Source organism: Curtobacterium sp. MCLR17_043 (genome assembly GCF_003224215.1).
Lineage (GTDB): Bacteria > Actinomycetota > Actinomycetes > Actinomycetales > Microbacteriaceae > Curtobacterium > Curtobacterium flaccumfaciens.
Genome location: NZ_QKLH01000013.1, coordinates 91451 through 116065, shown reverse-complemented (window position 1 = coordinate 116065; position 24615 = coordinate 91451). Strand labels below are relative to the sequence as shown.

Annotated in this window: 24 protein-coding genes; 14 read left to right on the top strand and 10 right to left on the bottom strand. The window is 72.2% G+C overall.

Annotation, left to right across the window (positions count from 1 at the left end; genetic code table 11):
* Window positions 1-244: 244 nt before the first annotated feature.
* Both DEJ03_RS13530 and DEJ03_RS13525 read right to left on the bottom strand, forming a co-directional pair.
* Complete coding sequence (locus tag DEJ03_RS13530; RefSeq protein ID WP_110864991.1) at window positions 245-847, bottom strand: DUF1992 domain-containing protein; 603 nt, start codon at window positions 845-847, stop codon at window positions 245-247.
* A 46-nt stretch (window positions 848-893) separates the two neighbouring features.
* Window positions 894-2714 (bottom strand): glycoside hydrolase family 15 protein, encoded by a 1821-nt coding sequence (locus DEJ03_RS13525; protein ID WP_110864990.1) that lies wholly within the window; start codon window positions 2712-2714, stop codon window positions 894-896.
* Window positions 2715-3174: 460 nt separating this feature from the next.
* Here DEJ03_RS13525 and DEJ03_RS13520 point away from each other — a divergent pair, with 460 nt between their 5' ends.
* The 4 genes from DEJ03_RS13520 (at window position 3175) to DEJ03_RS13505 (ending at window position 7397) form a co-directional block, all read left to right on the top strand.
* Window positions 3175-4341: an RtcB family protein gene (locus DEJ03_RS13520; RefSeq protein WP_110864989.1), complete on the top strand. Its 1167-nt coding sequence runs from the start codon at window positions 3175-3177 to the stop codon at window positions 4339-4341.
* Between the two features lie 126 nt (window positions 4342-4467).
* Window positions 4468-5301, top strand: a complete 834-nt coding sequence (locus tag DEJ03_RS13515; RefSeq protein ID WP_110864988.1) for a DUF1206 domain-containing protein — start codon at window positions 4468-4470, stop codon at window positions 5299-5301.
* Between the two features lie 79 nt (window positions 5302-5380).
* Window positions 5381-6256, top strand: a complete 876-nt coding sequence (locus DEJ03_RS13510) for an SMP-30/gluconolactonase/LRE family protein (protein ID WP_110864987.1) — start codon at window positions 5381-5383, stop codon at window positions 6254-6256.
* 70 nt (window positions 6257-6326) lie between these two features.
* Entirely contained in the window at window positions 6327-7397 is a 1071-nt protein-coding gene (locus tag DEJ03_RS13505; RefSeq protein WP_110864986.1) for an alpha/beta fold hydrolase, read from the top strand.
* 120 nt (window positions 7398-7517) lie between these two features.
* On the opposite strand, the gene DEJ03_RS13500 is transcribed toward DEJ03_RS13505, so the two are convergent.
* From DEJ03_RS13500 to DEJ03_RS13480, 5 genes are all read right to left on the bottom strand, one after another.
* Entirely contained in the window at window positions 7518-8711 is a 1194-nt protein-coding gene (locus DEJ03_RS13500) for an NAD(P)/FAD-dependent oxidoreductase (RefSeq protein ID WP_110864985.1), read from the bottom strand.
* Window positions 8712-8742: 31 nt separating this feature from the next.
* Window positions 8743-9543, bottom strand: coding sequence for an SDR family NAD(P)-dependent oxidoreductase (locus DEJ03_RS13495; RefSeq protein ID WP_071246288.1), 801 nt, complete (start codon window positions 9541-9543; stop codon window positions 8743-8745).
* An 8-nt stretch (window positions 9544-9551) separates the two neighbouring features.
* Window positions 9552-10058: a Dps family protein gene (locus tag DEJ03_RS13490; protein ID WP_017886495.1), complete on the bottom strand. Its 507-nt coding sequence runs from the start codon at window positions 10056-10058 to the stop codon at window positions 9552-9554.
* Between the two features lie 113 nt (window positions 10059-10171).
* Window positions 10172-10684, bottom strand: a complete 513-nt coding sequence (locus DEJ03_RS13485; RefSeq protein WP_027464983.1) for a MarR family winged helix-turn-helix transcriptional regulator — start codon at window positions 10682-10684, stop codon at window positions 10172-10174.
* A 174-nt stretch (window positions 10685-10858) separates the two neighbouring features.
* Window positions 10859-11425: an NADPH-dependent FMN reductase gene (locus DEJ03_RS13480; protein WP_027464982.1), complete on the bottom strand. Its 567-nt coding sequence runs from the start codon at window positions 11423-11425 to the stop codon at window positions 10859-10861.
* A 106-nt stretch (window positions 11426-11531) separates the two neighbouring features.
* On the opposite strand from DEJ03_RS13480, the gene DEJ03_RS13475 reads away from it, so the two are divergent.
* The 6 genes from DEJ03_RS13475 (at window position 11532) to DEJ03_RS13450 (ending at window position 17792) form a co-directional block, all read left to right on the top strand.
* Window positions 11532-13178, top strand: coding sequence for a glycoside hydrolase family 13 protein (locus tag DEJ03_RS13475; protein ID WP_110864984.1), 1647 nt, complete (start codon window positions 11532-11534; stop codon window positions 13176-13178).
* Between the two features lie 109 nt (window positions 13179-13287).
* Window positions 13288-15303: a DUF11 domain-containing protein gene (locus DEJ03_RS13470; protein WP_110864983.1), complete on the top strand. Its 2016-nt coding sequence runs from the start codon at window positions 13288-13290 to the stop codon at window positions 15301-15303.
* A gap of 125 nt (window positions 15304-15428) precedes the next feature.
* Window positions 15429-16106, top strand: a complete 678-nt coding sequence (locus tag DEJ03_RS13465; protein WP_110864982.1) for a DUF308 domain-containing protein — start codon at window positions 15429-15431, stop codon at window positions 16104-16106.
* On the top strand, window positions 16103-16366 hold the full coding sequence (locus tag DEJ03_RS13460) for a hypothetical protein (RefSeq protein ID WP_071404886.1): 264 nt from the start codon (window positions 16103-16105) through the stop codon (window positions 16364-16366). The genes DEJ03_RS13465 and DEJ03_RS13460 overlap by 4 nt, the downstream gene beginning before the upstream one ends.
* A 114-nt stretch (window positions 16367-16480) precedes the next feature.
* Window positions 16481-17026, top strand: a complete 546-nt coding sequence (locus DEJ03_RS13455) for an RNA polymerase sigma factor (RefSeq protein ID WP_258370821.1) — start codon at window positions 16481-16483, stop codon at window positions 17024-17026.
* Window positions 17016-17792, top strand: a complete 777-nt coding sequence (locus DEJ03_RS13450) for a hypothetical protein (protein WP_146237731.1) — start codon at window positions 17016-17018, stop codon at window positions 17790-17792. Before DEJ03_RS13455 ends, DEJ03_RS13450 begins: the two co-directional genes overlap by 11 nt.
* A gap of 132 nt (window positions 17793-17924) precedes the next feature.
* Here DEJ03_RS13450 and DEJ03_RS13445 read toward each other — a convergent pair whose 3' ends face one another.
* Window positions 17925-18803 (bottom strand): LysR family transcriptional regulator, encoded by an 879-nt coding sequence (locus tag DEJ03_RS13445; protein ID WP_181422720.1) that lies wholly within the window; start codon window positions 18801-18803, stop codon window positions 17925-17927.
* An 81-nt stretch (window positions 18804-18884) separates the two neighbouring features.
* Here DEJ03_RS13445 and DEJ03_RS13440 point away from each other — a divergent pair, with 81 nt between their 5' ends.
* Together DEJ03_RS13440 and DEJ03_RS13435 are read left to right on the top strand one after the other, a co-directional pair.
* The gene (locus DEJ03_RS13440; RefSeq protein ID WP_110864979.1) at window positions 18885-20174 is read left to right on the top strand and encodes an MFS transporter; all 1290 of its coding nucleotides are present in this window, start codon (window positions 18885-18887) and stop codon (window positions 20172-20174) included.
* Between the two features lie 130 nt (window positions 20175-20304).
* On the top strand, window positions 20305-20910 hold the full coding sequence (locus DEJ03_RS13435; RefSeq protein WP_146237730.1) for a hypothetical protein: 606 nt from the start codon (window positions 20305-20307) through the stop codon (window positions 20908-20910).
* A gap of 111 nt (window positions 20911-21021) precedes the next feature.
* On the opposite strand, the gene DEJ03_RS13430 is transcribed toward DEJ03_RS13435, so the two are convergent.
* Complete coding sequence (locus DEJ03_RS13430; protein WP_110864977.1) at window positions 21022-21936, bottom strand: cation diffusion facilitator family transporter; 915 nt, start codon at window positions 21934-21936, stop codon at window positions 21022-21024.
* Window positions 21937-21983: 47 nt separating this feature from the next.
* Here DEJ03_RS13430 and DEJ03_RS13425 point away from each other — a divergent pair, with 47 nt between their 5' ends.
* Both DEJ03_RS13425 and DEJ03_RS13420 read left to right on the top strand, forming a co-directional pair.
* Window positions 21984-22652 (top strand): DUF4166 domain-containing protein, encoded by a 669-nt coding sequence (locus DEJ03_RS13425; protein ID WP_110864976.1) that lies wholly within the window; start codon window positions 21984-21986, stop codon window positions 22650-22652.
* A gap of 1 nt (window position 22653) precedes the next feature.
* Complete coding sequence (locus tag DEJ03_RS13420) at window positions 22654-23631, top strand: epimerase (protein ID WP_110864975.1); 978 nt, start codon at window positions 22654-22656, stop codon at window positions 23629-23631.
* Here the strand turns inward: DEJ03_RS13420 and DEJ03_RS13415 are convergent.
* Window positions 23600-24574, bottom strand: a complete 975-nt coding sequence (locus DEJ03_RS13415) for an EamA family transporter (protein ID WP_110864974.1) — start codon at window positions 24572-24574, stop codon at window positions 23600-23602. The genes DEJ03_RS13420 and DEJ03_RS13415 overlap by 32 nt on opposite strands.
* Between the last annotated feature and the right edge of the window lie 41 nt (window positions 24575-24615).

Sequence of the window (24615 nt, the reverse complement as noted above, 5' to 3'; positions counted from 1 at the left end):
CGTCCAGGTACGCCCGTTCTTGCGAACCAACGCGCATGCGATGGGAAAGAACGGGCGCACAGACGCACGGGAGGCCCAGTGCCAGCTGGCACCGGGCCTCCCGTCCGTCAGGTGCGGACGCCGGGCCGGCGGCCGCCGTCGTCATGGGCTGGGCGACACCTCACGGGCTCACGTCCGCGAGAACTGTCGCTCAGCGCGAAATCGCGCCCGGACCCCACCGCACCGCACCGCACCGCGGTACCGCTCAGCGGCGCCGCCACCACCGCCGCGGCTTCGCCTCGAGCCGCGCCTGCTCCGCAGCCCGCGCGGCCGACGCCATGCGCACCTCGCGGCGTTCCCGCCAGGCGAGCACCTCGGCCTCGACGTCGCGCATCGGCGTCACCACCGGCGGCCCGCCGAGCAGCTGCCGTCGGGCCTCCTTCACCCGCGCGTTGAAGTCCACCAGGACGTCCCGCACGTCGGACTCCAGCGACAGCGCGTCGAGTGCGTCGTCGAGTTCGGCGTCCTCGGTGCGGAGCGCCAGCGCCGGCGGAGCGATGCCCCGGATGTCCTCACGCTCGATCTTCGACTTGATCCACCAGTCCGGGTCGTGCTGCCCGTCGAGTCCCGGAAGTGGCTTGCCGTGGTACGGGTTGCCCTCGAAGACCCCGCGGCGCTCGGCCTCCGCGATCTGGGCCCGGGCATGCGCGGCGACGTCGGCGGCCTTGAGCAGCCGACGCTCCTCACGTTCCGACCGCACCTCGTCGGGATCGAGCGACCCCCGCTCGATCTCCTGGTCGACGAGCTGCTGGTAGCGGTAGCGGGCGGCCCTGCGGAGCCGGTCCATCCGTGCATCGACGTCGTTCATCGTCGGACCATGATGCTCCGCGCCCCCGACGGTCCGTCCAGCCCGGTCAGGACTTCTCTGAGACCTCTTCGATGGTCAGCGCGGCCTGGATGAGGGCCAGGTGCGACAGCCCCTGGGGGATGTTGCCCATGAAGTCCCCGTCGACGGCGCTGAGCATCTCGCTGAACAGGCCGACGTCGTTCGCCTGCGCGACCATGTCGTCCATCAGCTGCTTCGCGTCGTCGATGCGTCCGACGCACGCGAGCGCGGCGGCGAGCCAGAACGAGCACGCCACGAAGGGGGATTCCTCGTCCTGGATGCCGGAGTACCGGTACACGAGCGGGCCGTGCTGCAGCTGCTCCTCGATCGCCCGGATCGTGGACTCCATGCGCGGTCCGCGGTCGAACGCCGACATCGCGTGCAACAGGATCGAGCAGTCGAGCGCGTCGGTGCCCGGGTACATGACGTAGTGGCCGAGCTCCTCGTTCCACCCGTTCTCGGCGACCCAGTCCTCGATGAGCTCGCGGTTCTCGATCCACTTCTCGCGCGGGCCGTCGATCATCCCCGCGTCGTGCAGCTCGACCGCGGCGTCGAGCGCCTGCCAGCAGCCGATCTTGCTCGTCGTGTAGTGCTGCGCCTCCTGCAGCTCCCACATGCCCGAGTCGGGCTCCACCCAGCGGTGGCACGCGTCGTCGGCCAGGTCCTGCAGCACCGAGGCCGTCTTGCGGTCGAGCACGTTGCCGGCCCGGACGTACTGCCGCATGATCTCGAACACGTCGCCCCAGACCCCGAGCTGCAGCTGGTCACCGGCGCGGTTGCCGATCGTGACCGGCCCGATGCCGTTCCAGCCCGGGACGTCGCGCTCCTCGACGGTGTCGCTCTTGGACCCGTCGAGTCCGTAGAAGATCGGCATCGTCTCGTCGTGCTCGGCGATCGTGCGCATCACCCACGACACGGCGGCATGCGTCTCCTCGCGCAGGCCGAAGCGGGTGAGCGCGTGCACCGTGTACGCCAGGTCGCGCACCCAGGCGAACCGGTAGTCCCAGTTCTTCCCGCCGGTGCGGTCCTCGGGCAGGCTCGTCGTCGGGGCCGCGGCGATGGCGCCGGTGGGGGCGAAGATCAGGAGCTTCAGGGCGAGGGCGCTGCGCTGGACGGCGTCCGACCAGGGGCCGTCGTAGCTGAACTCCTTCGACCAGGTCGCCCAGTTCTCGATCGTGCGGTCGACCCCCTCGAGGGTGCGCTCCGGCTCGGGCAGGAAGATCGGTTCGTCGTACGTGCCGACGATGGTCAGGATCGACTTCGAGCCCTCGGTCGTCGAGAACCGCCCGGAGAACCGGGGCCCGTCGTCGTGCACCGGTTCGAAGCCCTGCTCGACGATCGCGATGGTGACGCCGTCGATCCCGATGACGGTGCCGTTCGCGGTGTCGAGGCGTCGGGGCTCCGCGGTGTTCAGGATCGTGCCGGGCACGACCGCCCACTCCATCTCGACCGAACCGTCGACCCCCTGCACGCAGCGGCCGATCTCGGCCCACGGCAGCCGTCCGGCCACTCCGGTGACCATCGCGTCGGTCACGGTGGCGGTGCCGGACGGGGTCGTCCACGTCGTCACGAGCACGTTCGTCCCCGGCAGGTAGGCGCGGGACACCTGCGCCTGGTCGTCCACCGGCCGCAGGGCGACGTGTCCGCCGTGCTCGGCGTCGACGATGCTCGCGAACACCGGCGGCGAGTCCATCGACGGGATCGGCAGCCAGTCGATCCGGCCGTCGAGCGCGATGAGGGCGACCGTCCGCCCGTCGCCGATCGCGCCGTACGAACGGAGCGGGACGTACCCGTTGGTCCGTTCCTCGTTCTCGGTCGCGTCGGGGGTGTCTCGCGTGCGCTCGGTCATGCGTCCAGCCTGCCCCGGCCCCGGCGGCGATCATCAGGCGGACGTACCCCTCGTGGAGAACGCACGCCGGGCCTCCAGCGTGTGGAGAACCGACGCGGACCAGCCGACACGCCCACGCGACTTGCGTATCCCGGGCGTGTCGCACTAGCGTCGTCCTCCTGCCGATCAGGCAGACCGCCCGCCCCGGGCACACCGGAAGGACCGCGCATGCGCGCCGTGCAGCACAACGAGGAACGCGTCGAGCTCCAGCTCGCCGCGGCCGCCGTGCTGCCCGAGCAGCAGTGGTCCCTCCGCTATCCCGCGTAGGCACGCGACGTCCCACGACGCCCCGTGCCCACCCGGCCCGGGGCGTTCGTCAGCACCGCTTCCTTCCGTCCGCCACGTCCGGCGACGACCAGGAGGCTCGGCGTACGACCGTCTCGGACCGTCACCTCGACCGTCACGAAAGCGAGACGACTCCATGAAGAAGATCAACGACCGGCTGCTCAGCTGGGCCTCGATGCTCGAGGACAACACCGAGCAGCAGGCCCGCACGACCGCGCGCATGCCGTTCGTGTTCCCGCACCTGGCCCTCATGCCCGACGCACACCTCGGCCTCGGGGCCACCGTCGGGTCCGTCATCCCGACCCTCGGCGCGATCATGCCGGCGGCCGTCGGCGTGGACATCGGCTGCGGCATGATCGCGGTCCGCACGCAGTTCACCGCGAGCGACCTGCCCGCCGACCTGCAGGGGCTGCGCGAGCAGATCGAGCGCGCGATCCCGCTGTCGGCCGGTGCGTCGAACCGGAAGATCGTGGCGACCGCCGCTCCCCGGATCGCCGAGCTCGAGGCGATGGCCGAGACCGCCGGGTTCGACCCCGACGGCGTGCACGGCGGGTGGCGGAACCAGCTCGGCACCCTCGGGTCCGGCAACCACTTCATCGAGGTCTCCCTCGACGAGCAGGACCGGGTCTGGCTCTTCCTGCACTCCGGGTCGCGGGGCGTCGGCAACAAGATCGCGCAGCGCCACATCAAGGTCGCCAAGAAGGCGATGGAGCGGTGGTGGATCCAGCTGGCGGACCCCGACCTGGCGTACCTGGTCGAGGGCACGCCGGAGTTCGACCGCTACATCGCCGAGCTGCGGTGGGCCCAGCACTTCGCGCTGCTCAACCGCGAGGAGATGATGGACCGCGTCGTCCGGCAGCTGTCCGAGGCCGTCGGCACCCCCGTCGACGAGCGCGAGCGGATCAACTGCCACCACAACTTCACGCAGCGTGAGACGCACTGGGGCAAGTCCGTGTGGGTCTCGCGCAAGGGTGCGATCCAGGCGAAGGCCGGTCAGCCCGGCCTGATCCCCGGGTCGATGGGCACCGCCTCGTACGTGGTCGAGGGGCTCGGCAACAAGCCCTCGCTCGAGTCGTCCCCGCACGGTGCCGGCCGGCTGTTCTCGCGGAGCGCTGCCCGGCGGACCTTCACCCACGAGCAGCTGCGTGAGGCGATGACCGGCATCGAGTACCGCGACACCGACGCGTTCCTCGACGAGATCCCGGCGGCGTACAAGCCGATCGACCAGGTCATGGCGGACGCCGAGGACCTCGTGTCGATCCGGCACACCCTGCGGCAGGTCGTCAACGTGAAGGGCGACTGAGACGCTCCCACCGGCGGACGGGAGGCCCGTGGCGGCACCGCCACGGGCCTCCCGTCCGCCACGGGGCGGACCGCAGGGCCGGCGCGCCCCGGACAGGACGGCACGCGTCGGGCACGCTGGGCCGTGATGAGCGACACGGCGGAGCACGCAGCGAAGGAAACCGGACGACAGGTCCGGCGGGCGGCCGACAGCCGCTGGTTCGAGGTCACGGCACGCGCCGGGTTCGTCGGCAGCGGCATCGTCCACCTGCTGATCGGGTACCTGGCGATCCTGCTCGGCATCGGCAACGCGTCCTCCGGCGGCGAGACGGACCAGTCCGGTGCGCTGCAGCAGATCGCCGCGGTCCCCGGCGGGGTGTTCCTGCTCTGGCTGATCGCCGTCGGCACGGCCGCACTCACCGTGCGTCTGGTCGTCGAGGCGATCGTCGGTGGCCGTTCCGACACCACGCGGGGCTGGCTCGCCCGGCTGAAGGACGTCGCGAAGGCCGTGGTCTACGGCGTGATCGCCTACTCGGCGGCCTCGTACGCGCTCGGTGCCGGGTCGAGCTCGAGCAGCTCGTCGCAGAGTGCCGCGGCGAAGACCCTGGCGACACCGGGCGGGGTGTTCGTGCTGGTCCTGGCCGGGGCGATCGCCGTCGCGGTCGGCATCGGCCTCGTGGTGATCGGCTGCCGTCGGTCGTTCCGCAAGCAGATCACGCGACCGTCGGGCCAGCTCGACCGCGTGGTCACCGTGCTCGGTGTGGTGGGGTACGTCGGCAAGGGCATCGCCGTGGTGATCGTGGGCGTGCTCATCGCCGTCGCGGGGCTGCAGAGCGACCCCGACCAGGCCACCGGCCTCGACGCCGCGTTCGACGCGGTGCGGAGCATGCCCGGTGGGGTGTTCGTCCTCGTCGCGATCGGCATCGGGTTCCTGGCCTTCGGCGTCTACAGCTTCTTCCGCGCGCGGTTCGCCCGCCTCTGACCCGCGGGCGCTGCCGCGCTACCCGCCGACGCACGCACGCCTGAGCGAGCACGGACCGCCCCCGCGGTAGACGGGGTCGATGAGCACGAACGTCACGACCGGCCCCGCGACCGTCTTCGCCGACGCCCGAGCGGTCCTCGCCGAGAGCATCGTCTGGGACCCGTCCGCACAGCTGCTCCGGTGGGCCGACATCACCCTCGGCACCCTCAACACCGCTGAGGCCGACGGCACCGTGCGCTCGAGCGTGCCGCTGCCGCCCCCGCTGGCGAGCTTCCAGCCCCGGGCCTCCGGCGGGTTCGTCGCGGCCCTCGGCGACACCGTCGTGGTGACGGACGAGCAGGGATCCGTGGAGCGTGAGATCGCCCGCGTCACCCACAGCACCTCGGGCAACCGGTTCAACGAGGGCAAGTGCGACCCGTTCGGCCGGTTCCTGGTCGGCAGCATGAACGTGACGACCGGCGAGCCCGACGCAGCGCTCTACTCGATCGAGGCCGACGGCACGACCCGGGCGCTCCGCGGCGGCTTCGGCGTGACGAACGGCATGGAGTGGTCGGAGGACGGCAGCACGATGTACGTCACCGACACCAGCGCCTCGACCGTCTTCCGGGGGTCGTACGGCCCGGACGGCGAGCTCGGCGAACTCGAGCCGTTCATCGTCGGTCAGGCGCACGACGGCCTGGTCCGCGACGACGAGGGCTGCTTCTGGAGCGCGATCTACGGCGGGTCCCGCGTCGAGCGCTACGGGCCGGACGGCTCGCACCTGGAGACGGTGGAGCTCCCCGTCGCCAACCCGACGTCGGTGGCGTTCGGCGGCCCGGACATGTCGACGCTCTTCGTCGGGACGGCCCGCGAGAACCTCACCGAGCAGGACCTGGAGCAGGCGCCCCGGTCCGGCGCGGTCTTCGCGGTGCCGACGACGGTGCACGGGTTCCCCGCGAACACCTTCAGCGGCTGAGCACGTCGTCGCCGCCCGCGCGGACGGCGGCCGGGTATCCTGGGCGACCGCCCGACCGGAGGAGACCCACGTGGACGACGAACGCCAGGCACCCCGGCCAGACCCGGCCGGCGAACTCGCCCAGGCCGAGGACGCTGACGTCACGGTGCAGGTGGACCGGGTCGCGGTCGACGGCACCTACGTCCGGGTGAGCTCGATCGGTGAGCCGGGCGAGCGGGCCTTCCTGCTCGTCGCGGGGCTCGGCATCGCGTCGACCTACTACGAGCGGCTCGCCCCGCACCTCAACGAGAACGGGCCGGTGCACGCGCTCGACCTGCCGGGCTTCGCCGGAGTCCCGCGGTTCCGCGGCAAGGTCTCGATCGAGCGCTACGCCGACGCGGTCGAGCGGGTCATCGACGACCTCGGGCTCCAGGACCCGGTCCTGGTCGGGCACTCGATGGGCACACAGGTCGTCACCGAGGTCGCCGCCCGCCGTCCAGGGATCTCCGACCTCGTGCTCATCAGCCCGGTGGTCGACTCGTCGGCACGGACCGTGCGGCAGTCGGCGTTCCGGTTCCTCCGGTCGACGCTGCACGAGCCCGCCGCGGTCCGCTGGCACGGCATCACGGCGTACGCACTGTGCGGCTGGCACTGGTTCCGGAAGGTCCTGCCGCGGATGATCGCGTTCCCGATCGAGGAGCGCGCCGCCCACGTGCAGGCCCGCACCCTGATCGTCCGCGGTGAGCACGACGCGATGGTGCCGCGGGACTGGGTCCGTCGGCTGGCGCGGGTGTTCCCGTACGCGGTCCTCCGCGAGGTCGTCGACGGCGCACACTCGGTCATGCACGCACAGGCCGACGCGGTCGCGCGGCTCGCGGTGGCGCACGTCGACCGCCGGATCCCCGACCGGGGCGTGTCGTCGCTGCAGCAGGTGCGCGACGACTCGACGTCGTCGGACCTGGCGCGGGTCAGCCCGGGGGACGCCTGGTTGCTGGTCAAGTCGCGGTTCATCGAGTTGTTCGGGATGGCCCGCAACGACGACGAGACGCTCGAGGCAGCCAAGTCCGCGCACGCCGTCGCGATGGCGGACGGCGACGACCTGCCGGTCGACCCGGCGGACCGCCGTGCGGTCGTCGACGAGGTCGCGCCGGAGTCGAAGTAGCCAGCACCGTCGAAGCAGCGGGCGTCGCGATCTGCGGGCGACCGCCTGGAGGCCCGGTGCCGGTCCGACGGACCGGCACCGGGCCTCCAGCCAGTCGCGACCACAGCGACGGGCGAGCGATCAGGGCGTGATGCGGCCCGGCAGCATGTCGGGCGTCAGCGCGTTCGCCTCGGCGAGCACCTTGCGGGCCTCGTCGGTCTTGTCCCACACGTTCCAGAGCAGCACGCCCCGGACCGTGTCGTCGTCGTCCAGGTAGTAGACGACGCCGGTGACGGTGGGGTCCTGCCAGTCCTCGACCGTGCGGAGCTTGGAGCTGACCTGCCCCACGGCCTCGTACCCCATGTCGAAGACGTCGGAGTAGAACATCGGCGTGTGGTCGTAGGTCTCGTCGGCGTCCGCCAGGTTGCGGCCGGCCTGCCGACCCTGCTGCTGGGCGTTGTCGACGTGCTCCACCCGGCGGGTGCCGAGGATCCGGTCCGGGTACTCGGCGACGTCACCGGCGGCGAACACGGAGTCGTCGTCGGTGAGCAGCGTCGAGGTCACCACGATGCCGTCGCGGACGGTGAGGCCGGCGTCGGCGGCGAGCTGCGTCGCGGGTTCGATGCCGAGTCCGGCGACGACCGCGTCGGCCTCGACCACGGAGCCGTCGTCGAGCGTCAGCCGCACGCCGTCGGCCGTCTCGGTGCCCTCGGACACCCGGCGGCCGGTGCGGAGCTCGACGCCGTGGTCGACGAAGCGCTGCTGGAACGCCCGTGCCAGGTCCTCCGGGAACATCCGTCCGCCGACGACCTCGTCCGGGTCGACCAGCGTGACGCGTGCGCCGTTCTGCACGATGCCCGCCGTGATCTCCTGACCGATGTACCCGCCGCCCACGACGGCGACGTGTGCTCCGGCGTCCGCGAGTTCACGCAGCCGGCGGTAGTCCGACGCGCTGCGGTAGTCGAGCACGCGTGCCGACGGGGACAGCCCCGGCAGCCCGCGTGGCTTCCCGCCGGTCGCGAGCAGGAGCCGCTCGTAGCCGTGGGTCGCGCCGTCGGCCGTCGTGACGGTCTTCGCGGCACGGTCGATCGCGGTGACCGCGGTTCCCAGGACGAACTGCGCCCCGGTCTCCTCGGTGTGCAGGTCGACCTTGTCGTCCCAGCTGAAGTCCGGGTCGGTCCAGAGCTTCTTCGAGAGCGCGGGCCGGGCGTAGGGTCGGTCGACGTCCTCGCTGAGAATGCCGATCGACCCGTCGGTGTCGAGCTCGCGGATGCCACGGGCAGCGGCGTCGGCGACCATCCCGCCGCCGACGATGAGGTAGCGGAAGTCGGTCATGACGCCTCCTGGCGGTGCTGTGGTGCCACGATCAGATCGTGGCGACCGAGCCGGAGTCGACCCGGTAGTTGGCGCCGTTCACGAAGCTGGCGAGGTCGGAGCACAGGAAGGCCACGACGTTCGCGACCTCTTCCGGCTCGCCGCGGCGCTTGAGCTCCATGTACGGCCGCTCCTCTTCGAGGAAGCTGCCGATGGCCTCGTCGAACGAGGTCCCGCGCTGCTTGGCCCGCTTGTCCATCATCGCGTCGGTCATCGGCGTGTGGATGAACGCGGGCGAGACCGTGTTCACGAGCAGACCCTCGGACGCGTACGAGCGCGACAGTCCCTTCGCGAACGAGAGCACCCCGGCCTTGGCGGCGCAGTAGGGCAGCTCGTCGTCGTACGGCTGCGAGGCGTCCTCGGACACCAGGTAGACGATGCGTCCCCAGCCGCCCTGGCGCAGGTCGCCGATGAACTCGCGGGTGATCCGCACCGGCCCCATCAGGTCGATGTCGATCGTCTCCGCCCAGCCGGCCTCGTCGATCTCGTGGAACATGCCCTGGGCGCCGGTGACGCCCGAGGACTGCACCAGGATGTCGATCTCGCCGACCGCTTCACGCACCTTGTCGTGCAGGGCGGCGAGGCTCTCGGCGCTCCGGACGTCGGCGGCGAAGGCGTGCAGCTTGCCGAGCGGCGCCTCGAGCTGGTCCGCACTGGTGTCCAGACGGCTCTGGTCGATGTCGGTGACGACCACGGTCGCACCCTCTGCCAAGAGGATGCGCGCCGTGTTCCAGCCGATGCCGGAGTCGCCGCCGAAGACGAGTGCGGTCTTGCCCTGGATACCGAGGTCCACCCGGGCCCCTACGCGTGTGCCGACGCGTCGGCGACGGCGGGCGTGGTGGCGGAGGCCAGCGGGGTGCTGGGCGCGCGGTTCTCGGCGGAGACCATCCACGCGAGCTGTTCGAGGCGCTCGATGAAGCCGTGGAGCAGGTCCGCGGTCGTCGGGTCTTCCTCGTCGACCTCGTCGTGGACGTCGCGCATGGTGCCGGTCGCCTGGTACAGCCGGAGCGTGACCTGGTCGATGGCGTCGTGCGTGGTGATCTCGCCCGAGGGGAACGCGTCGAGGTGGCTGCCGGCGGAGACGGTCGCCGAGCGGCCGTCCGGTACGAGGTACAGCGCGCGCATGCGCTCGGCGGTGTCGTCGGCGAACTCACGAGCGGCATCGACGATCTCGTCGAGCTGCAGGTGGAGGTCGCGGAAGTTGGTGCCCAGGATGTTCCAGTGGGCCTGCTTGCCCTGCAGGTGCAGGTCGATGAGGTCCACGAGGACCGCCTGGAGGTTCTTGGCCATCTTGTCCGAAGCGTGCATGGTTGTGGCTCCTTTCGCGTCGGTGTGACCGTTCCGGTCTACGCGGTGCCGCAGTGCACGCTCTCAGTGCGCTCGGAGGCAGCGTCCCCCGAGGACGTCCGGCGCGGTGCCGCTCAGTGCGACGGCGCGGGGTCCACCTGGTCGACGGCCTCGCGCATCTGCTCCAGGAAGCCGGCGACGATCCGCGCCTCGGACGCGGGGAGCCCCTCGGCGATCGACATCATCCGGCGGTGCATCACGCCGAGCGTGGCGCGGACCTCGTCGTCGGTCTCGGTCGTCGGCGTGATGACGAGCGCCCGTCGGTCGGTGGGGTGCGGGTCCCGGCGGACGTGGTTCGACTTGACCAGGCGGTCGATGAGGATGGTCGTCGAGGCCGACGAGATCTTGAGGTACGCGGCGAGGTCCTTCGGGCTCACAGCGGTGCCGGAGCGCTGCGCCTGCAGCAGGAAGCGCACGGCGAGCAGGTCGGTCTCGCCCATGCCCATCGAGTCACGGGTCCGGCGGCGCATGGCCGTCTCGGCGGACCGGTACCGGCGCAGGGCGTTCAGCACCGCGACCCCGCGTTGGGTCGCGTCGTCGTCCGGGAACCAGTACCCGGACGCCTCGGTGATCTCCTGCGTCGACATGGCGTTCAGGGTAGCCCGTCTCGTATCTCGGTCGTCTAGCGGACTCCCGGGTTCCGCCACGACCGATGCGTCCGCACCGTCCGATGCGTCCGCACCGTCCGATGCGTCCGCACCGGACGGACAGGAGGCCCGTGGCGGGGTCGCCACGGGCCTCCTGTCCGGCGGTTCGTCGCGTTACGCGGCTGCCTGCTCGTCCGTGCCGGCTGCGGCCTCGGCGAGCGCGGTGAGCGCGCCCTGCACGAGCGTCGTGACCTCGGCGTCCTCGCGCGGGTGGGTCTCCGCGAAGCGGACGACCGACTGCGGGATGGCGACCTTGACGTCCTCCAGGACCTTCGCGCCGGCGATGCCGGCGGCCTTGCGGGCGTCGTCGTGGGCCCAGACGCCGCCGTACTGGCCGAACGCCGAGCCGATCACGGCGAGGGGCTTGCCGGACAGCGGCGAGGCGCCGAACGGACGCGAACCCCAGTCGAGCGCGTTCTTCAGGACGGCGGGGATGGTGCCGTTGTACTCGGGGGTGATCAGCAGGACGGCGTCCGCGGTGGCGACGGCGTCGCGGAAGGCGACGGCCGCGGCGGGCGGGGTGTCGCCGTCGATGTCCTCGTTGTAGAACGGCAGGTCGACGATGCCGTCGAAGGTGTGCAGCTCGATGCCCTCCGGCGCGTGGTGCGCGGCGGCCTCGGCGAGCTTGCGGTTGATGGAGTCGGCGCGCAGGCTGCCGACGAGGACGAGGACGTTCGTCATGGAGCTCCTTCTGTTGCGGGATGCTGTTGCTGGACGGAAAGGTGTCAGCGACAACTAATGCGATCGTAGGGGGCGCTATTCCCAGCACCCTGGGTACGGTGGCGACGTGACCACGCTTCGGACCCCGGCCAGCACGCCACGAACCACCGACCCGACCTGGTGGCGCGATGCCGTCGTCTACCAGGTCTACCCGCGCAGCTTCGCCGACACGGACGGCGACGGGCTCGGTGACGTCGCGGGCATCACGAGCCGGGTGCCGTACCTGGCGTCGCTCGGCGTCGATGCCCTGTGGCTCTCCCCGTTCTTCCCGTCGCCGCTCGCCGACGGTGGCTACGACGTCGCCGACTACCGCGCCGTCGACCCGAAGCTCGGGTCCCTCGACGACCTGGACGCCCTGGTCCGGGCCGCCCACGAGCACGACCTCAAGGTCATCGTCGACATCGTGCCGAACCACACCTCGGACCAGCACGAGTGGTTCCGGGCTGCGCTGGCGTCCTCTCCGGGGTCGGCCGAGCGGGCGCGGTACGTGTTCCGCGAGGGGTCCGGCGACTCCGGGGAACTGCCGCCGAGCGACTGGGTGTCGAACTTCGGCGGCAGCGCGTGGACCCGGGTTCCGGACGGGCAGTGGTACCTGCACCTGTTCGCCCCCGAGCAGCCGGACCTGGACTGGTCGAACCCCGAGGTCCGCGCCGACTTCGAGGACACGCTGCGCTTCTGGTCCGACCGCGGTGTCGACGGGTTCCGCGTGGACGTCGCGCACGGGCTGGCGAAGGACCTGTCGACCCCGTACCGGCCGTCGAACGAGCAGGACCTGCCGCTCGACGGCTCCGACCCGCTGTACGACCGCGACGAGGTGCACGAGATCTTCGCCACCTGGCGTCGGGTGCTCGACGAGTACGAGCCGCCCCGTGCCGCGGTCGCCGAGGCCTGGGCCCCTGCACCCCGCCGCGTCCTGTACGCCCGGCCGACGGAGCTCGGCCAGGCCTTCAACTTCGACCTGCTCGAGGCCCCGTTCGAGCCCGAGGCGTTCCGTCAGATCATCGAGCGGAACCTGGCCGCCTCGGAGCACTCGGGTGCCTCGAGCACCTGGGTGCTGTCGAACCACGACGTCGTGCGGCACCCCACCCGGTACGGCCTGCCGGACGGCACCGACACCGACGCCTGGCTCATGACGGACGGCACGACTCCGGAGCTCGACCGTGCACGGGGGCTCCGTCGGGCACGCGCGGCGACGTTGCTCATGCTGGCGCTGCCGGGGTCGTCGTACGTCTACCAGGGCGAGGAACTCGGGCTGCACGAGGCCGCCGCGATCCCGCGCGACCTGCTGCAGGACCCGAAGTGGCTCCGCACCGGGCACACCGTGAAGGGCCGGGACGGCTGCCGCGTGCCGATCCCGTGGACGCGCTCCGGGCCGTCGTTCGGCTTCGGGGACGTCGCACCGCACCTGCCGCAGCCGCAGGACTTCGGGGAGTCCTCGGTCGAGGCCGAGGACGGCGATCCCGAGTCGACCCTGTCGCTGTACCGCCGGGCGCTGGCCGCCCGCCGTCGCCTGCAGCAGGGGGAGGCGCTGACGTGGCTGGAGTCCGGCTCCGAGGTCGTGGCGTTCGCGCGGCACGACGGCTGGCGTTCGGTGACGAACTTCGGCACCGCGCCGGTGCCCCTGCCGGCCGGGACCGTCGTCGTCGCGTCCGGGCCGCTCGACGGGGTCGCACCGGGGCTGCTGCCGGGTGAGACGACGGTGTGGCTGGTCTGAGCGGTCCGCTTGCGTCGTTCGTCCTCCACAGCCGGGAGGCCCGTGGGGGCGTTCCACAGATCGTCTCGCCGCCGCCCGGGGGTGACGTCCCGGTCGCGAGCATCGGGGCATGACAGATCCCACTGCATCAGCACCTGCACCAGTACCAGCTCCTTCCTCCGACCGGCGGTCGTTCCGCTCGCGGGTCGTCCGCCGTCTCGCCGCGGCGTGCGCCACCCTGACCGCGATCGGCGTGCTCGCGGCACCCGCGGTCCTGCCGTCCGGGTCGAGTGCGGCCGCCCTCGACTTCCCGTACGTCAACCAGTTCTCCAGTGCGTCCGGCGGTGCCCTGCACGGTGACGCCGCCGTGTCCGGCGGTCGACTGCGCCTGACCGACGACGTCCGGAACCAGGCGGGAGCGTGGTCGACGAACGACACGTTCCCGTCGGACACCGGGCTCGAGATCGAGTTCACGTACGCGATGCACACCGAGAAGGACGACCCCGGGGCCGACGGGCTGCTGCTGTACCTGGCCGACGGCGCTGCGGCGCAGGGCGTCGGGTCCTTCGGCGCCGGGCTCGGCTACGCCTGCCGGAAGGAAGCGACCGAGGGCGGCGGTCGCGAATGTGACCTGCCAGGCGTCCCCGGGGGCTTCGCGGCCGTCGCGATCGACCACTACGGCAACTTCTCGTCACGCATCAACGGGTCCGGGCCCGGAGCACAGCCCGACCACGTGGTGGTCCGGGGCTCCGGCAACGGGACCGAGGGCTACCGGTACGTCGCCGGTGCCGCGGCACCTGGCGGCACCGTGACGGCCGGTTCGACGCCCCGGACGGTCCGGATCACCCTGCTGCCCGACGACGACGGCGGGCTCGCGGTCACCGTCCGGCTGCAGGTCGGCTCGACCATGCGCACCGTGCTCGACTCGGTCCCGCTGCACGGCGACGGGCAGGCCTCACTGCCGAGCACGCTGCGCCTCGGGTTCGCCGGGGCCACCGGCAGCCACGTCGACAAGCACGAGGTCGACGCGCTCCGGGTCTGGAAGCCGGCGGACCTGTCCGTCGAGCACGACCTGCCCGCGACCGCGACGGCGGGCGAACCGCTCCGCTACACCGTGACGGCGCGGAACCCCGGCCCGAACGCCGCCGACCCGAGCCCGCTGCAGGTCGACGTGCCCGACGGCGTCGAGGACGTCACCTGGACCTGCACGGCCGCGGACGGCTCCGCCTGTGCGACCGGGTCGGGCACCGGTGACGTCGCGACCGACCTGTCGTTGCCCCGAGGGGGTTCGGCCGTCGTCACGATCGAGGGCCGGGTGGCCGAGGGCACGTCCGGAGCGCTGGAGAGCGTTGCGACCATCGCCCCGCCGACCTCGTTGTCCGACACGAACGAGGCCGACAACGCCTCGCGGGCGACCACCACGGTCACTGCCCCCGTGATCGCCGCCGACGTCGAGACGGACAAATCGGTGTCGCCGTCGACCGTCCGGCCCGGTGACGAGGTCGAGTACCTCGTGACGGCCCGGAACCGGGGGCCGTCGGTGGCGCAGCAGGTCGGGGCGGTCGACGACCTGCCCCAGGCCATGCGGTTCGTGGGCTCCGAGGACGGGTGCACGGCCGAGGGACAGCGGGTGACCTGCAGCTCCGACGTGTCGCTCGAGGTGGGCGAGACCCTGGACTTCCGGATCCGCGCCGAGCTCGACCCCGCGTACCAGGGGGACGGCTCCGACGTGGTGAACGTGGCGACGGCGACCTCGCCGACCGACGCGGACGGCGGCGACCCGTCCACCGGCGTCGCGATCGTCGTGGGCCCGGACGACGAGGGGCCCGCGCCGAGCCCCGTGCCGACGAGCGGCCCAGTGCCGACGACCGGGCCGGCTCCGGACGACGGGGACGCCGGTGGTGACGGTTCCGGTGGTGACGACGGTGACGGCGCCGGTGTCGACGACGACGGCGGAGCGGGTGACCCCGCAGCCGACCGTCGGGCGGCTGCCCCCGTCGGAGCCCTCGCCTACACCGGCGCCGAAGGGCTCGGCCTCGCTGCGGCGCTCGCCGCCCTGGCCGCCGCCGCCGGATCCGTGTGCTGGTGGCTCGCCCGACGTCGTGCTCGCCGGAACGCGCCGTCCGACGACCCGCAGCAGCCCTGACACCGCCGGGACGGCACCCGGAGGCGGTGTCGTCCCGGTGCACGGGTGTGGACGTCCACAGTGGGTCGAGTCCGCTCCGGTCGGGCGTCCACCCCACCGGCGGTAGGATCGGATCCACGATCCGCATGCCCGAAAGAGGTCTCGTGTCCGACACCGTGGACGACGCCACCACCGTGGAAGACGCGACCCAGCGCGCGCGGTACTGGCCGATCCCGATCCTCCGGGCGGTCCCCGCAGCGGTCGTCGCGATGGTGATCACCTTCTCGACCAACCACGCCGCGGGCTACGGTCTCCTGCTGTTCGGCGGCTTCGCCCTGGTCGAGGGCCTCGTGCTCCTGTTCGCCGGGATCTCCCGACTGCCCCTCGACGGTCGATCGCGTCGCACGACCCTGCTGCAGGCCGTCATCACCCTGCTCGCGGCCGTCGCCGCCTTCGCGTGCAACGGGTTCGGGCTGCCGGCCTTCATCACGGTCATCGTCGCGTTCGCGGTGCTGACCGGGGCCCTCGAGCTGTCGCAGGGGCTCCGTGCCCGGCGACGCTCGCCCTTCGCTCGCGACTGGACCACGATCGGCGGTCTCACGCTGCTGCTCGCGGTCGCCTTCCTCGTCACGCCGCCGGACTACTCCCAGCAGCTCGGTGGCGTGGAGCAGGTCACCGGCACCCTCGACGCCTCGATCGTGCTCGTCGGCCTGCTCGGCGCGTACCTCGCCATCACGGCCGTCTTCCACGTGATCGCCGGCCTCTCGCACAAGTGGGGCACGGCCACGCCGGCCGTCGCCCCGGACGGAGCACCACACGCATGACCACCCCCAGCCGTCGTGACCGTCTGCGCCCGGTCGAGCTCCTCGGGATCTCCGCGATCATCGCGGTGTTCACCGGGCTCGTCGTGCTGTTCTCGACGCGGGAACTGCAGCTGGCCGTGATCTTCCTCGGCGTCGCGTTCATCGTGGTCGTCGTCGTGCTCGCGATGCTGCAGCTCGCCTCGTCGAGCGAGCAGGACGACAACGACATGCTCGGCGGACACAAGACGCCGGGCGAGGGCGACGGCGACGACTTCCACTGACGGCTGACGGCTGACGGCTCCGGGCGGACACGCCCGAGATCTCGAATCCGCCACGGTCCTGTCAGGATCGCGGGTCCTGCCGACACCTCTGAGTGAAGGAGGTGGGATGTGGACGTGACGACCGGCACCGGCACCGACACGGACGAAGGACTCGTCCGTGCGATGGCACAGGGAGACACCGGCGCGCTCGCCAGGGCGTTCGACCGGTACGCCGCCACCCTCACCCGCTACGCGTGGGCGCTCGTCGACGACCGGTCCGACGTCGAGGAGATCGTGCAGGACGCGTTCCTGACGCTCTGGCAGCGCGCCGCGACCCTCGAGCTGCCGGCGGACACGGTGCTGCCGTGGCTGCTCGTCGTGTGCCGCAACCACGCCTTCAACACCGGGCGCAAGCAGGCCCGGCGCCGCACGGACGAGCTGCCGGAGCACCTCGCCTCGCCCGCCGACCACGACGAGGCCCGCGAGACCCTGCGCTGGGTCCGCGCCGAGATCGCCGCGCTCCCGGACCTCGACCGCCGCATCTGCGAGCTCTGCCTGCTCGAGGGGCACTCGTACGCCGAGGCCGCCGAACTCCTCGGACTCACGGTCGGCGCGGTCACCCAGCGGGTGTCCCGCAACCGTCGACGACTCAAGAAGGTGGTGATGCACGATGAACACTGAGCCTCCGCAGGGAGACGACCTGCAGCGCATGCTCGTCTCGATGAAGCAGAACGTCCTCGAACGTGCCACCCCGCTCCCGAAGCGTCGTCGGGGCCGGTCCGGGATCGTCATCGGTGTCGTCGCGCTGCTCGCCGTCGGCACCGCGACCGGTGCGGTCGCCCTGACCCTGTCGCAGCAGAACGCCGACCCGGTCGCCGCTCCCACCCAGACCCAGCAGCCCGAGCCCGCGCCGTCCTCCACGACGCCGAGCTCCGCCCCGATCACGGGTGCCCCGGTCCCGAAGCCCACCCCGACGTCGACACCGACCCCCGCCGCGGCGACCATCCCCACGGACTGTCGCGCGCTCGTCCCCGCCGAGGACTACGACCGCTTCTTCGGTGACACCCCGCTGACGCAGGCCGACCCACCGTCGGGTACCGATCGAGTGCCGGACGGTCAGGACCCGGAGGGCACCCAGTCGAAGGTCTCCTGCTCGTGGCGTGACCCGCGCGCGGACGTGTCCGGGATCGAGGTCCGGGCCGGGACCGCCACCGAGGCGACCATCCAGCGGGAGATCGAGGAGTTCCCCGCGTACGACGGCGGCGGGACCTGCACGGAGCGTGACGGCGGAACCTTCTGCCAGTCCCGCGGGATCGTCGAGCCGTACGGCGTCGAGAAGGCCTACACGTACTTCGCCCGCGGTGACACCTGGATCACCATCGAACAGACCAACGTCCCGACCGACGGGCTCCTGCCCGCCCTCATCGCGACGTTCTGGGGGGACTGACGGCCCGGAGGCACGTGGCGGACCCGACCCGTGCCTCCAGTCCGTCGGTGGTCAGATCGTGAGCAGGAACGGTCGCCTCGCGCACCGCGACCCGACCGTTCCTGCTCACGAAGCACAGCGAGCGCGACCGCGTCACCCCACCCGCGCCGCCACGATGTCACGCGCCAGCGTCCGGACCGCACGGCTCGGCTCCGGGGACGTCCGGACCGCCAGGCCGATGCGGAGCGGGTCGACCTCGTCCTCCAGGTCGAGCACCGCCCCGTCGTACCGCACCCCCGAGTCCGGCACGACCCCGACGCCGAGCCCGGCCGAGGCGAACCGGATCACTGCGGGCATGTCGTTCATCTCCGCGACGATGCGCCGACGGATGCCGAGCCGCTCGAGTGCCCCGTCGAGGATGATCCGGTTGCCGAACCCGTGCGCGGTGTCGACGAAGGGTTCATCGGCGAGTTCGGCGAGCGACACCGACGACCGGCCGGCGAGCGGGTGGTCCGCCGCGGTGAACACCCGGAACGGCATCTCCCGCAGCGGCTCCACGACGACGCCGGCGGGCACGGTGGGCAGACCCGTGTAGGCGATGTCGAGCCGCCCGGCGATGAGGTCCTGCACGAGGCCGGTCGTCCCCGACGGCGAGGTCATCAGCTCCACGGCGACGAGCGGGTGCTGCCGCCGGAACCGCTGCAGCACGCCCGTCAGGTCGACGATGTCCATGCTCGTGAAGATGCCGAGCCGCACCCGGCCCCGCAGGTCGGCGTCGTCGGCGGTGGCCAGGTCGCGCATCCGGTCGAGTGACTCGAGCACCGCGCGGGCGTGGGGGAGCAGGTCCTCGCCGGCGGGGGTCAGCACGAGCTGTCGTCCGGTGCGATCGAAGAGCCGCACCCCGAAGCTGCGCTCGAGCGAGGCGATGCCCGCGGACACCGTGGACTGCGCGGCCCAGAGCCGTTCCGCTGCCCGGGTGATGCTGCCCTCGGCCGCGACGGTGGCGAACTGTTCGAGCAGTCGGGTCTCCATCGTCCGAGTATCGAACAGATCGATCGTGCACATCAAGCGCATCCGTTGGACTCGATGCACCGCGAGCACGATCATCGGAGCATGTCAACCGTCACCGACACCCCGAGGGGTACCGTCCCCGCCACCACCGCCGCTCCCGCATCCGCGAGCGACCGTGTCGTCGCCCCGCGCGGACGCCGTGTCCACACCCGTCGGCGCCACGGTTTCGGCTTCTGGATCGTCGCCTTCGCGTTCCTCGCGGTGATGGCCTTCGCGACCGTCCCCGCACCCCTCTACGTCATCTACCAGGCCCGCGACGGCTTCCCGACCTTCACCACGACGGTGATCTTCGCGGCGTACGGGGTCGGGGTCGTCGGGTCGTTGTACCTGGCGGGACACCTCAGCGACGTGCACGGGCGGCGCCCGCTCATCCTGGTGTCGATCGCCCTCGAACTCGTCGCCGCCGTGCTGTTCCTGCTCTGGAACGACGTCACCGGCCTCATCGTCGCCCGGCTCGTGACCGGCCTCGGCGTCGGGACGCTGACGGCGACCGCGACGGCACACCTCGGTGAGCTCCGGGTCCGTGCCACCGGGTCGAGCGACTCCGCGAAGGGCGCGAGCGTCGCCGCCGGAGCCGTGAACCTCGGGGGGCTGTCGCTCGGCGCCCTGGTCGGCGGAGCGCTCGCCGAGTTCGTCGGGCAGCCGCTCATGGTCCCGTACGTGGTGTTCGTGATCGCGCTGGCCGTCGCGTTCGTGCTCGTGCTGGCCGCACCGGAGACGGTCGACCGTCCCGAGCAGCCCGTGGCCTACCGCCCGCAGCGCATGCAAGCGCCGGAGGGGCAGGGTGCGGCGTTCTGGGCAGCCGGCGCAGCAGCGTTCGCCGCGCTCGCCGTGCAGGGCCTCTTCACCTCGGTCGCGCCGAGCTTCCTCGGCACCACGTTCCACGTCACCGACCGCCTGGCCGCCGGTGCCACGACCTTCGGGGTCTTCGCCGCGAGCGCGCTGTCGCAGATCGTCTTCGCCCGACTGTCGCAGCGTGCACAGATCCGGCTCGGCATGGTGCTCCTGGTCGTCGGACTGGTCGTCCTCGCCGTCGCCGCGGTCCTGCTGCAGGTCGCCGGGTTCATCGGCGGCGGGGTCGTCGCGGGAGCCGGCGTCGGCCTGCTGTTCCGCGCCGCGATCGGCAGCGCCGCAGCACTGGTCGGCCCGGAGCGTCGGGGCGGCGTGCTCGCCGCTACGTTCCTCATCGCCTACGCCGGGCTCACCGTGCCGGTCGTGGCCGTCGGGGCGGCGCTGCTGGTGATCCCGACGCTCCCCGTCCTGATCGGGTACGTGGTGCTCGTCGCCGTCCTGGCCGTCGTCGCCGGCACCCGGCTGGCCGCGCGCGCCTGACGTGTGGCGGGCCTCCCGTCCGCCCGTCGCACCCCGGAACCAGGTTCCGGACACCGCACCACGCGATCGCGCGGTGCCGTGTCCGGAGCCTGGTTCCGTCGTGCGGTCGCACTCCCGGCATACTGGGCGCGTGCCCCGGAACCGCAACCGTCCCGTGATCACCGGCGTCGCGGCCGTGGTGGCCGCCGGTCTCCTCGCCGGCGGGTTGTTCCTGACGGCACGGCAGGGCGCGGACGACCCCACCATCGGTGCCGGCTCGGCCTCACGGACGTCGAGCGACGCGCCGACCGCCGCCGGTGACGGCACCGTCACGATCACCCGCACCGGGCCGGACATGCCCGGCAGCACCGCGCTCGGCCGATGCGACACCACGACCCAGGCGGCCGTCGCGCAGTACGAGACCGAGGCCCTGGGCCGCGTCACCCTGCAGTGCGGCACCGCTGCCCAGGGCTACGAGCACATCCGGGTGCGGCACACCGCCGACTGGCAGGACGTCGTCACCGGGCACGGCTCGCGCGACTGGGACGACGCCATGCTCACCGCGGTGCAGACGGCGCTCGAGGACCCGCGCCCCGGGTTCCCGCTCGACGCCGGCGACGGCAAGGTCTGCTACGCCGCACCCGTCCGGTTCGACGACGGTTCACGCCCCGACGACGAGCCCTGGGTCAAGGTGATCGTCTCGGCCACCACCGACCGGGTGATCACGGCCTACCCCACGCGTACCGACGACTGCTGACGCGGCACCCGCGGACACCCGTTCTGCGACAGACCACGCGTCGATCACCTGGTGGATCGTCGCGAAGCCGGAGCACCCCCGACCGACGCCCGCACGCCCGAGCGCGGAACCCTACGCGTGCACCTCGTACTCGTGCCGCCGGTGCGACGCCGGCTCCAACTGGAACGTCGAGTGCTCCACCGGCACGTCGAAGTGCTCCGCCACGCACCGCTGCAGCTCGTCGAGGATCGCCGGGGCGTGCGCCGTCGAGAAGCAGTGGTCGTCGACGACCACGTGCGCGGTCAGGTTCGGCACCCCGGTCGCCACGAGCGTCGCGTGCAGGTCGTGCACCGCGATGACGTGGTCGAGCTCGAGGATGTGACCACGCACGTCGTCGAGGTCGAGCCCCGGCGGCGTCGACTCGAGCAGCACGTTCGCGGTCTCGCGCAGCAGCCGGATCGCCCGCGGCAGGATGAGCAGGCCGATCAGGATCGCCGCGACGGAGTCCGCCCGCTCCCACCCGGTCAGCATGAGCACGACCGCGGCGATGATGACGGCGACCGAGCCGAGGGTGTCGTTGAGGACCTCGAGCCGGGCGGCGCGCGAGGTGAACCCCTCGCCCGAGGCCCGCAGCAGCACCGCGTAGGCCACCAGGTTGCCGACGAGTCCGACGATGCCGAAGACGAGCAGCGGCCCGGAGTGGATCTCCTCCGGCACGAACAGCCGCTGCACCGCCGAGATGATCACGTAGACCCCGACGGCGAGCAGGATCGCGGCCTGTGCGGTGGCCCCGAGGACCTCGGCCCGCTGGAAGCCCCAGGTGCGCTGCGCGGTCGGGGACCGGCGGGCGAGCCGCGTCGCGACGAGCCCGATGCCGAGTCCGCCGGTGTCGACGACCATGTGCCCGGCATCGACGAGCAGCGCGAGCGAACCCGTGACCACGGCGCCCACGACCTCGGCGAGCAGGATGCCCGCCGAGATGCAGAACGCGACGAGCAGGGCGCGCTCCGAGGCGTGCCCGACGCCGTGCCCGTGGTCGTGTCCCATGTGCGACATCGTAGGGATCCGCACTGACGACATGCCAGGATCGAACCGTGAGCCGGTCGCCCTACGAGCTGTCCACACCGCCGGACGTGCTGGCCCGGCTGCACCCGCGACTCCGCACGTACTTCGGCGAGATCCGGCCCGGGCACGTCGGCCGCGGCGAGGGTGTCTTCGACGTCGTCGGCACCCCACGTCGGTGGCTCTGGCCGGTGCTCGCGCTGTTCGCCCGCGATTCCGTCATGTTCCCGGTCTGGGAGCGGGACGTCCCGTTCACGGTCGAGAACCGGCCGGCTCGCGTCCGCCGCGGGTCAGGGGCCAGCCTGGAGGCCCGCCCCGCCGTCCGCGCGCACCGCACCTTCCGGTTCCGCTCCGGGAGCCGCACGATGGTGGACGCCATCACCGCCGAACCGGACGGCCTGGTCGACCACCTGGGTCGCCACGGGCGCGTCAGCGCCCGGCTCCGGGCGCAGGTCGACGCTGACGGCCCGGACGCGGGCGCCCTGCGCCTGGTCTCCACGCGCGTGACGTTCCGTGCGCTGGGACGCGATCTGCGCCTCCCGGCCGCCCTGAGCCCGCGTGTGACGCTCACAGAACGATTCGATGACGAAGCCGACCTGCAGCGCGTGTCCCTGGTGCTCACGGCGCCGGTGCTCGGCACGCTGTACCGGTACGAGGGGGCGTTCCGGTACGAGATCGCGCCGGACACAGAACGGGGATGAGATGAGCGACCAGAAGGGCCGCGTCGTGATCGCGGGAGCGAGCGGCTTCGTGGGGCGGTACCTGCGGGACGCCTTCACGGAAGAGGGGTACCGGGTCGTCACCATCGGCCGGACCGGCGACGCCGTGTGGGGCAACACCATGCGCATCCGGGAACTCGTCGACGGCGCCGCGATGGTCGTGAACATGGCGGGCAAGAGCGTCAACTGCCGCTACGGCCGACGCAACCGTGCGGAGATCATGCGCTCGCGGGTGGACACCACGCTCGAGCTCGCCGAGGCCATCCGGACGTCCGAGCACCCGACGCCGCTGTGGATGAACGCCTCGACCGCGACGATCTACCGGCACGCCGACGACCGACCGCAGGACGAAGCGACGGGGGAGATCGGCGAGGGGTTCTCGGTCTCCGTCGCCCGCGCGTGGGAGGACGCCTTCTTCGGCGCCGACCTGCCCGGCACCCGTCGTGTGGCGCTCCGGATGGCGATCGTGTTCGGCGACGGCAGCGCCCTGCTGCCGCTGCTGCGGCTCGCGCAGGCCGGCCTCGGCGGGCCGCAGTACGACGGACCGTGGGTGCCGACGCGCTCCCGGCTCCGCGCCGGCACGTACCACCACCACCGGCCCACGCACGGTCGGCAGCGCTTCAGCTGGGTGCACATCGCCGACGTCCTCGGGTCGATCCGGTTCCTCCGCGACCACCCGGAGATCGAGGGGCCGGTGAACATCTCGAGCCCGAACCCGTCCGACAACCGCACCGTGATGGCGACCCTCCGCGACGCCGTCGGGCGCCGGTTCGGGGTGCCGACCTGGCGGTGGATGCTCGAGCTCGGGTCGTTCGCGATCCGCACCGAGACCGAACTCGTGCTGAAGAGCCGGTGGGTGGTGCCGACCCGGTTGACCCAGGCCGGCTACGAGTTCCGGTACCCGCACCTGCGTGGGGCGCTCGCCGGGATCATCGCGGAGCGTCGCCAGCACCGGGGCTGAGCACCGGGACCGGGACGCCGTCGATCGGGGCCGGGGCCGGGGCCGGCGCCGGGTCGCGGCCCGGTCGCGGCCCGCGGTTGCGTGCCGGTCGCGACGACCACAGCACGGCGGCCACGACGACCGCGCCCGCGAGCACCTCGACCAGGTCGGGCACCTCGCCGAAGGCCACCCACGACGCGAGCACTCCGACCACGGGCACGAGCATCGAGAACGGCGCGACCGTGCTCGACGGGTAGGCCGCCAGCAGCCGTGACCAGATGCCGTAGCCCACCAGGGTGGCGACCACCACGATGTAGAGCAGGCCGAGGTCGGCGGGCAGCGCGGCCGCCGTGAACGCCGAACCGAGTGCGGTGCCGATGCGGTCCGGACCCTCGACCACGAGCGACAGCACGACCATCGGGACCGGCGGCACGACGGACCACCACAGGGTCAGGTGCAGCGGGTTCGCGGCCCCCGCCCGCCGGGTCGCGACGTTGCCGATCGCCCACCCGAGCGCACCGCACAGTGCGAGCACGACGGGCAGCAGCGCGGCGGTCTGGGAACGGTGCAGGGCGATCGCGGCGAGGGCGGCCACGGCGACGGTGACCCCGACGACCTGCCTGCCGGTCAGCCGCTCGCGCAGGAACACCCCGGCCAGCACCACCGTGAACGGCGCGGAGGCCTGCAGCACGAGCGAGGCCAGCCCCGACGGCATGCCGGACGCCATGCTGAGGTACAGGAACGAGAACTGCAGCACGCCGAGTCCGAGACCGACGAGCAGCAGCCGCCCGAACGGGATCCGCGGCCGCGGCACGAACAGCAGCGTCGGGACCGCCAGGATCGTGAACCGCAGCGCGGCGAGCAGGAACGGCGGGAAGTGCTCGAGCGCGAGTGCCGTCGCGGGGAAGTTCAGGCCCCAGACCACGGCGACGACGACGGCGAGGAGGCGGTCTCGGGTGGTCATGCTCCTCATGGTCCCGGCACGCACCTTGTAGGTCCATCGAT

Excerpts from the sequence above, each read along its gene's own strand:
- DEJ03_RS13530 (WP_110864991.1), bottom strand. The coding sequence starts at position 847 with ATGAACGACGTCGATGCACGGATGGACCGGCTCCGCAGGGCCGCCCGC.
- DEJ03_RS13525 (WP_110864990.1), bottom strand. The coding sequence starts at position 2,714 with ATGACCGAGCGCACGCGAGACACCCCCGACGCGACCGAGAACGAGGAA.
- DEJ03_RS13520 (WP_110864989.1), top strand. The coding sequence starts at position 3,175 with ATGAAGAAGATCAACGACCGGCTGCTCAGCTGGGCCTCGATGCTCGAG.
- DEJ03_RS13515 (WP_110864988.1), top strand. The coding sequence starts at position 4,468 with ATGAGCGACACGGCGGAGCACGCAGCGAAGGAAACCGGACGACAGGTC.
- DEJ03_RS13510 (WP_110864987.1), top strand. The coding sequence starts at position 5,381 with ATGAGCACGAACGTCACGACCGGCCCCGCGACCGTCTTCGCCGACGCC.
- DEJ03_RS13500 (WP_110864985.1), bottom strand. The coding sequence starts at position 8,711 with ATGACCGACTTCCGCTACCTCATCGTCGGCGGCGGGATGGTCGCCGAC.
- DEJ03_RS13490 (WP_017886495.1), bottom strand. The coding sequence starts at position 10,058 with ATGCACGCTTCGGACAAGATGGCCAAGAACCTCCAGGCGGTCCTCGTG.
- DEJ03_RS13485 (WP_027464983.1), bottom strand. The coding sequence starts at position 10,684 with ATGTCGACGCAGGAGATCACCGAGGCGTCCGGGTACTGGTTCCCGGAC.
- DEJ03_RS13480 (WP_027464982.1), bottom strand. The coding sequence starts at position 11,425 with ATGACGAACGTCCTCGTCCTCGTCGGCAGCCTGCGCGCCGACTCCATC.
- DEJ03_RS13470 (WP_110864983.1), top strand. The coding sequence starts at position 13,288 with ATGACAGATCCCACTGCATCAGCACCTGCACCAGTACCAGCTCCTTCC.
- DEJ03_RS13465 (WP_110864982.1), top strand. The coding sequence starts at position 15,429 with ATGCCCGAAAGAGGTCTCGTGTCCGACACCGTGGACGACGCCACCACC.
- DEJ03_RS13460 (WP_071404886.1), top strand. The coding sequence starts at position 16,103 with ATGACCACCCCCAGCCGTCGTGACCGTCTGCGCCCGGTCGAGCTCCTC.
- DEJ03_RS13450 (WP_146237731.1), top strand. The coding sequence starts at position 17,016 with ATGAACACTGAGCCTCCGCAGGGAGACGACCTGCAGCGCATGCTCGTC.
- DEJ03_RS13445 (WP_181422720.1), bottom strand. The coding sequence starts at position 18,803 with ATGGAGACCCGACTGCTCGAACAGTTCGCCACCGTCGCGGCCGAGGGC.
- DEJ03_RS13440 (WP_110864979.1), top strand. The coding sequence starts at position 18,885 with ATGTCAACCGTCACCGACACCCCGAGGGGTACCGTCCCCGCCACCACC.
- DEJ03_RS13430 (WP_110864977.1), bottom strand. The coding sequence starts at position 21,936 with ATGGGACACGACCACGGGCACGGCGTCGGGCACGCCTCGGAGCGCGCC.
- DEJ03_RS13420 (WP_110864975.1), top strand. The coding sequence starts at position 22,654 with ATGAGCGACCAGAAGGGCCGCGTCGTGATCGCGGGAGCGAGCGGCTTC.
- DEJ03_RS13415 (WP_110864974.1), bottom strand. The coding sequence starts at position 24,574 with ATGACCACCCGAGACCGCCTCCTCGCCGTCGTCGTCGCCGTGGTCTGG.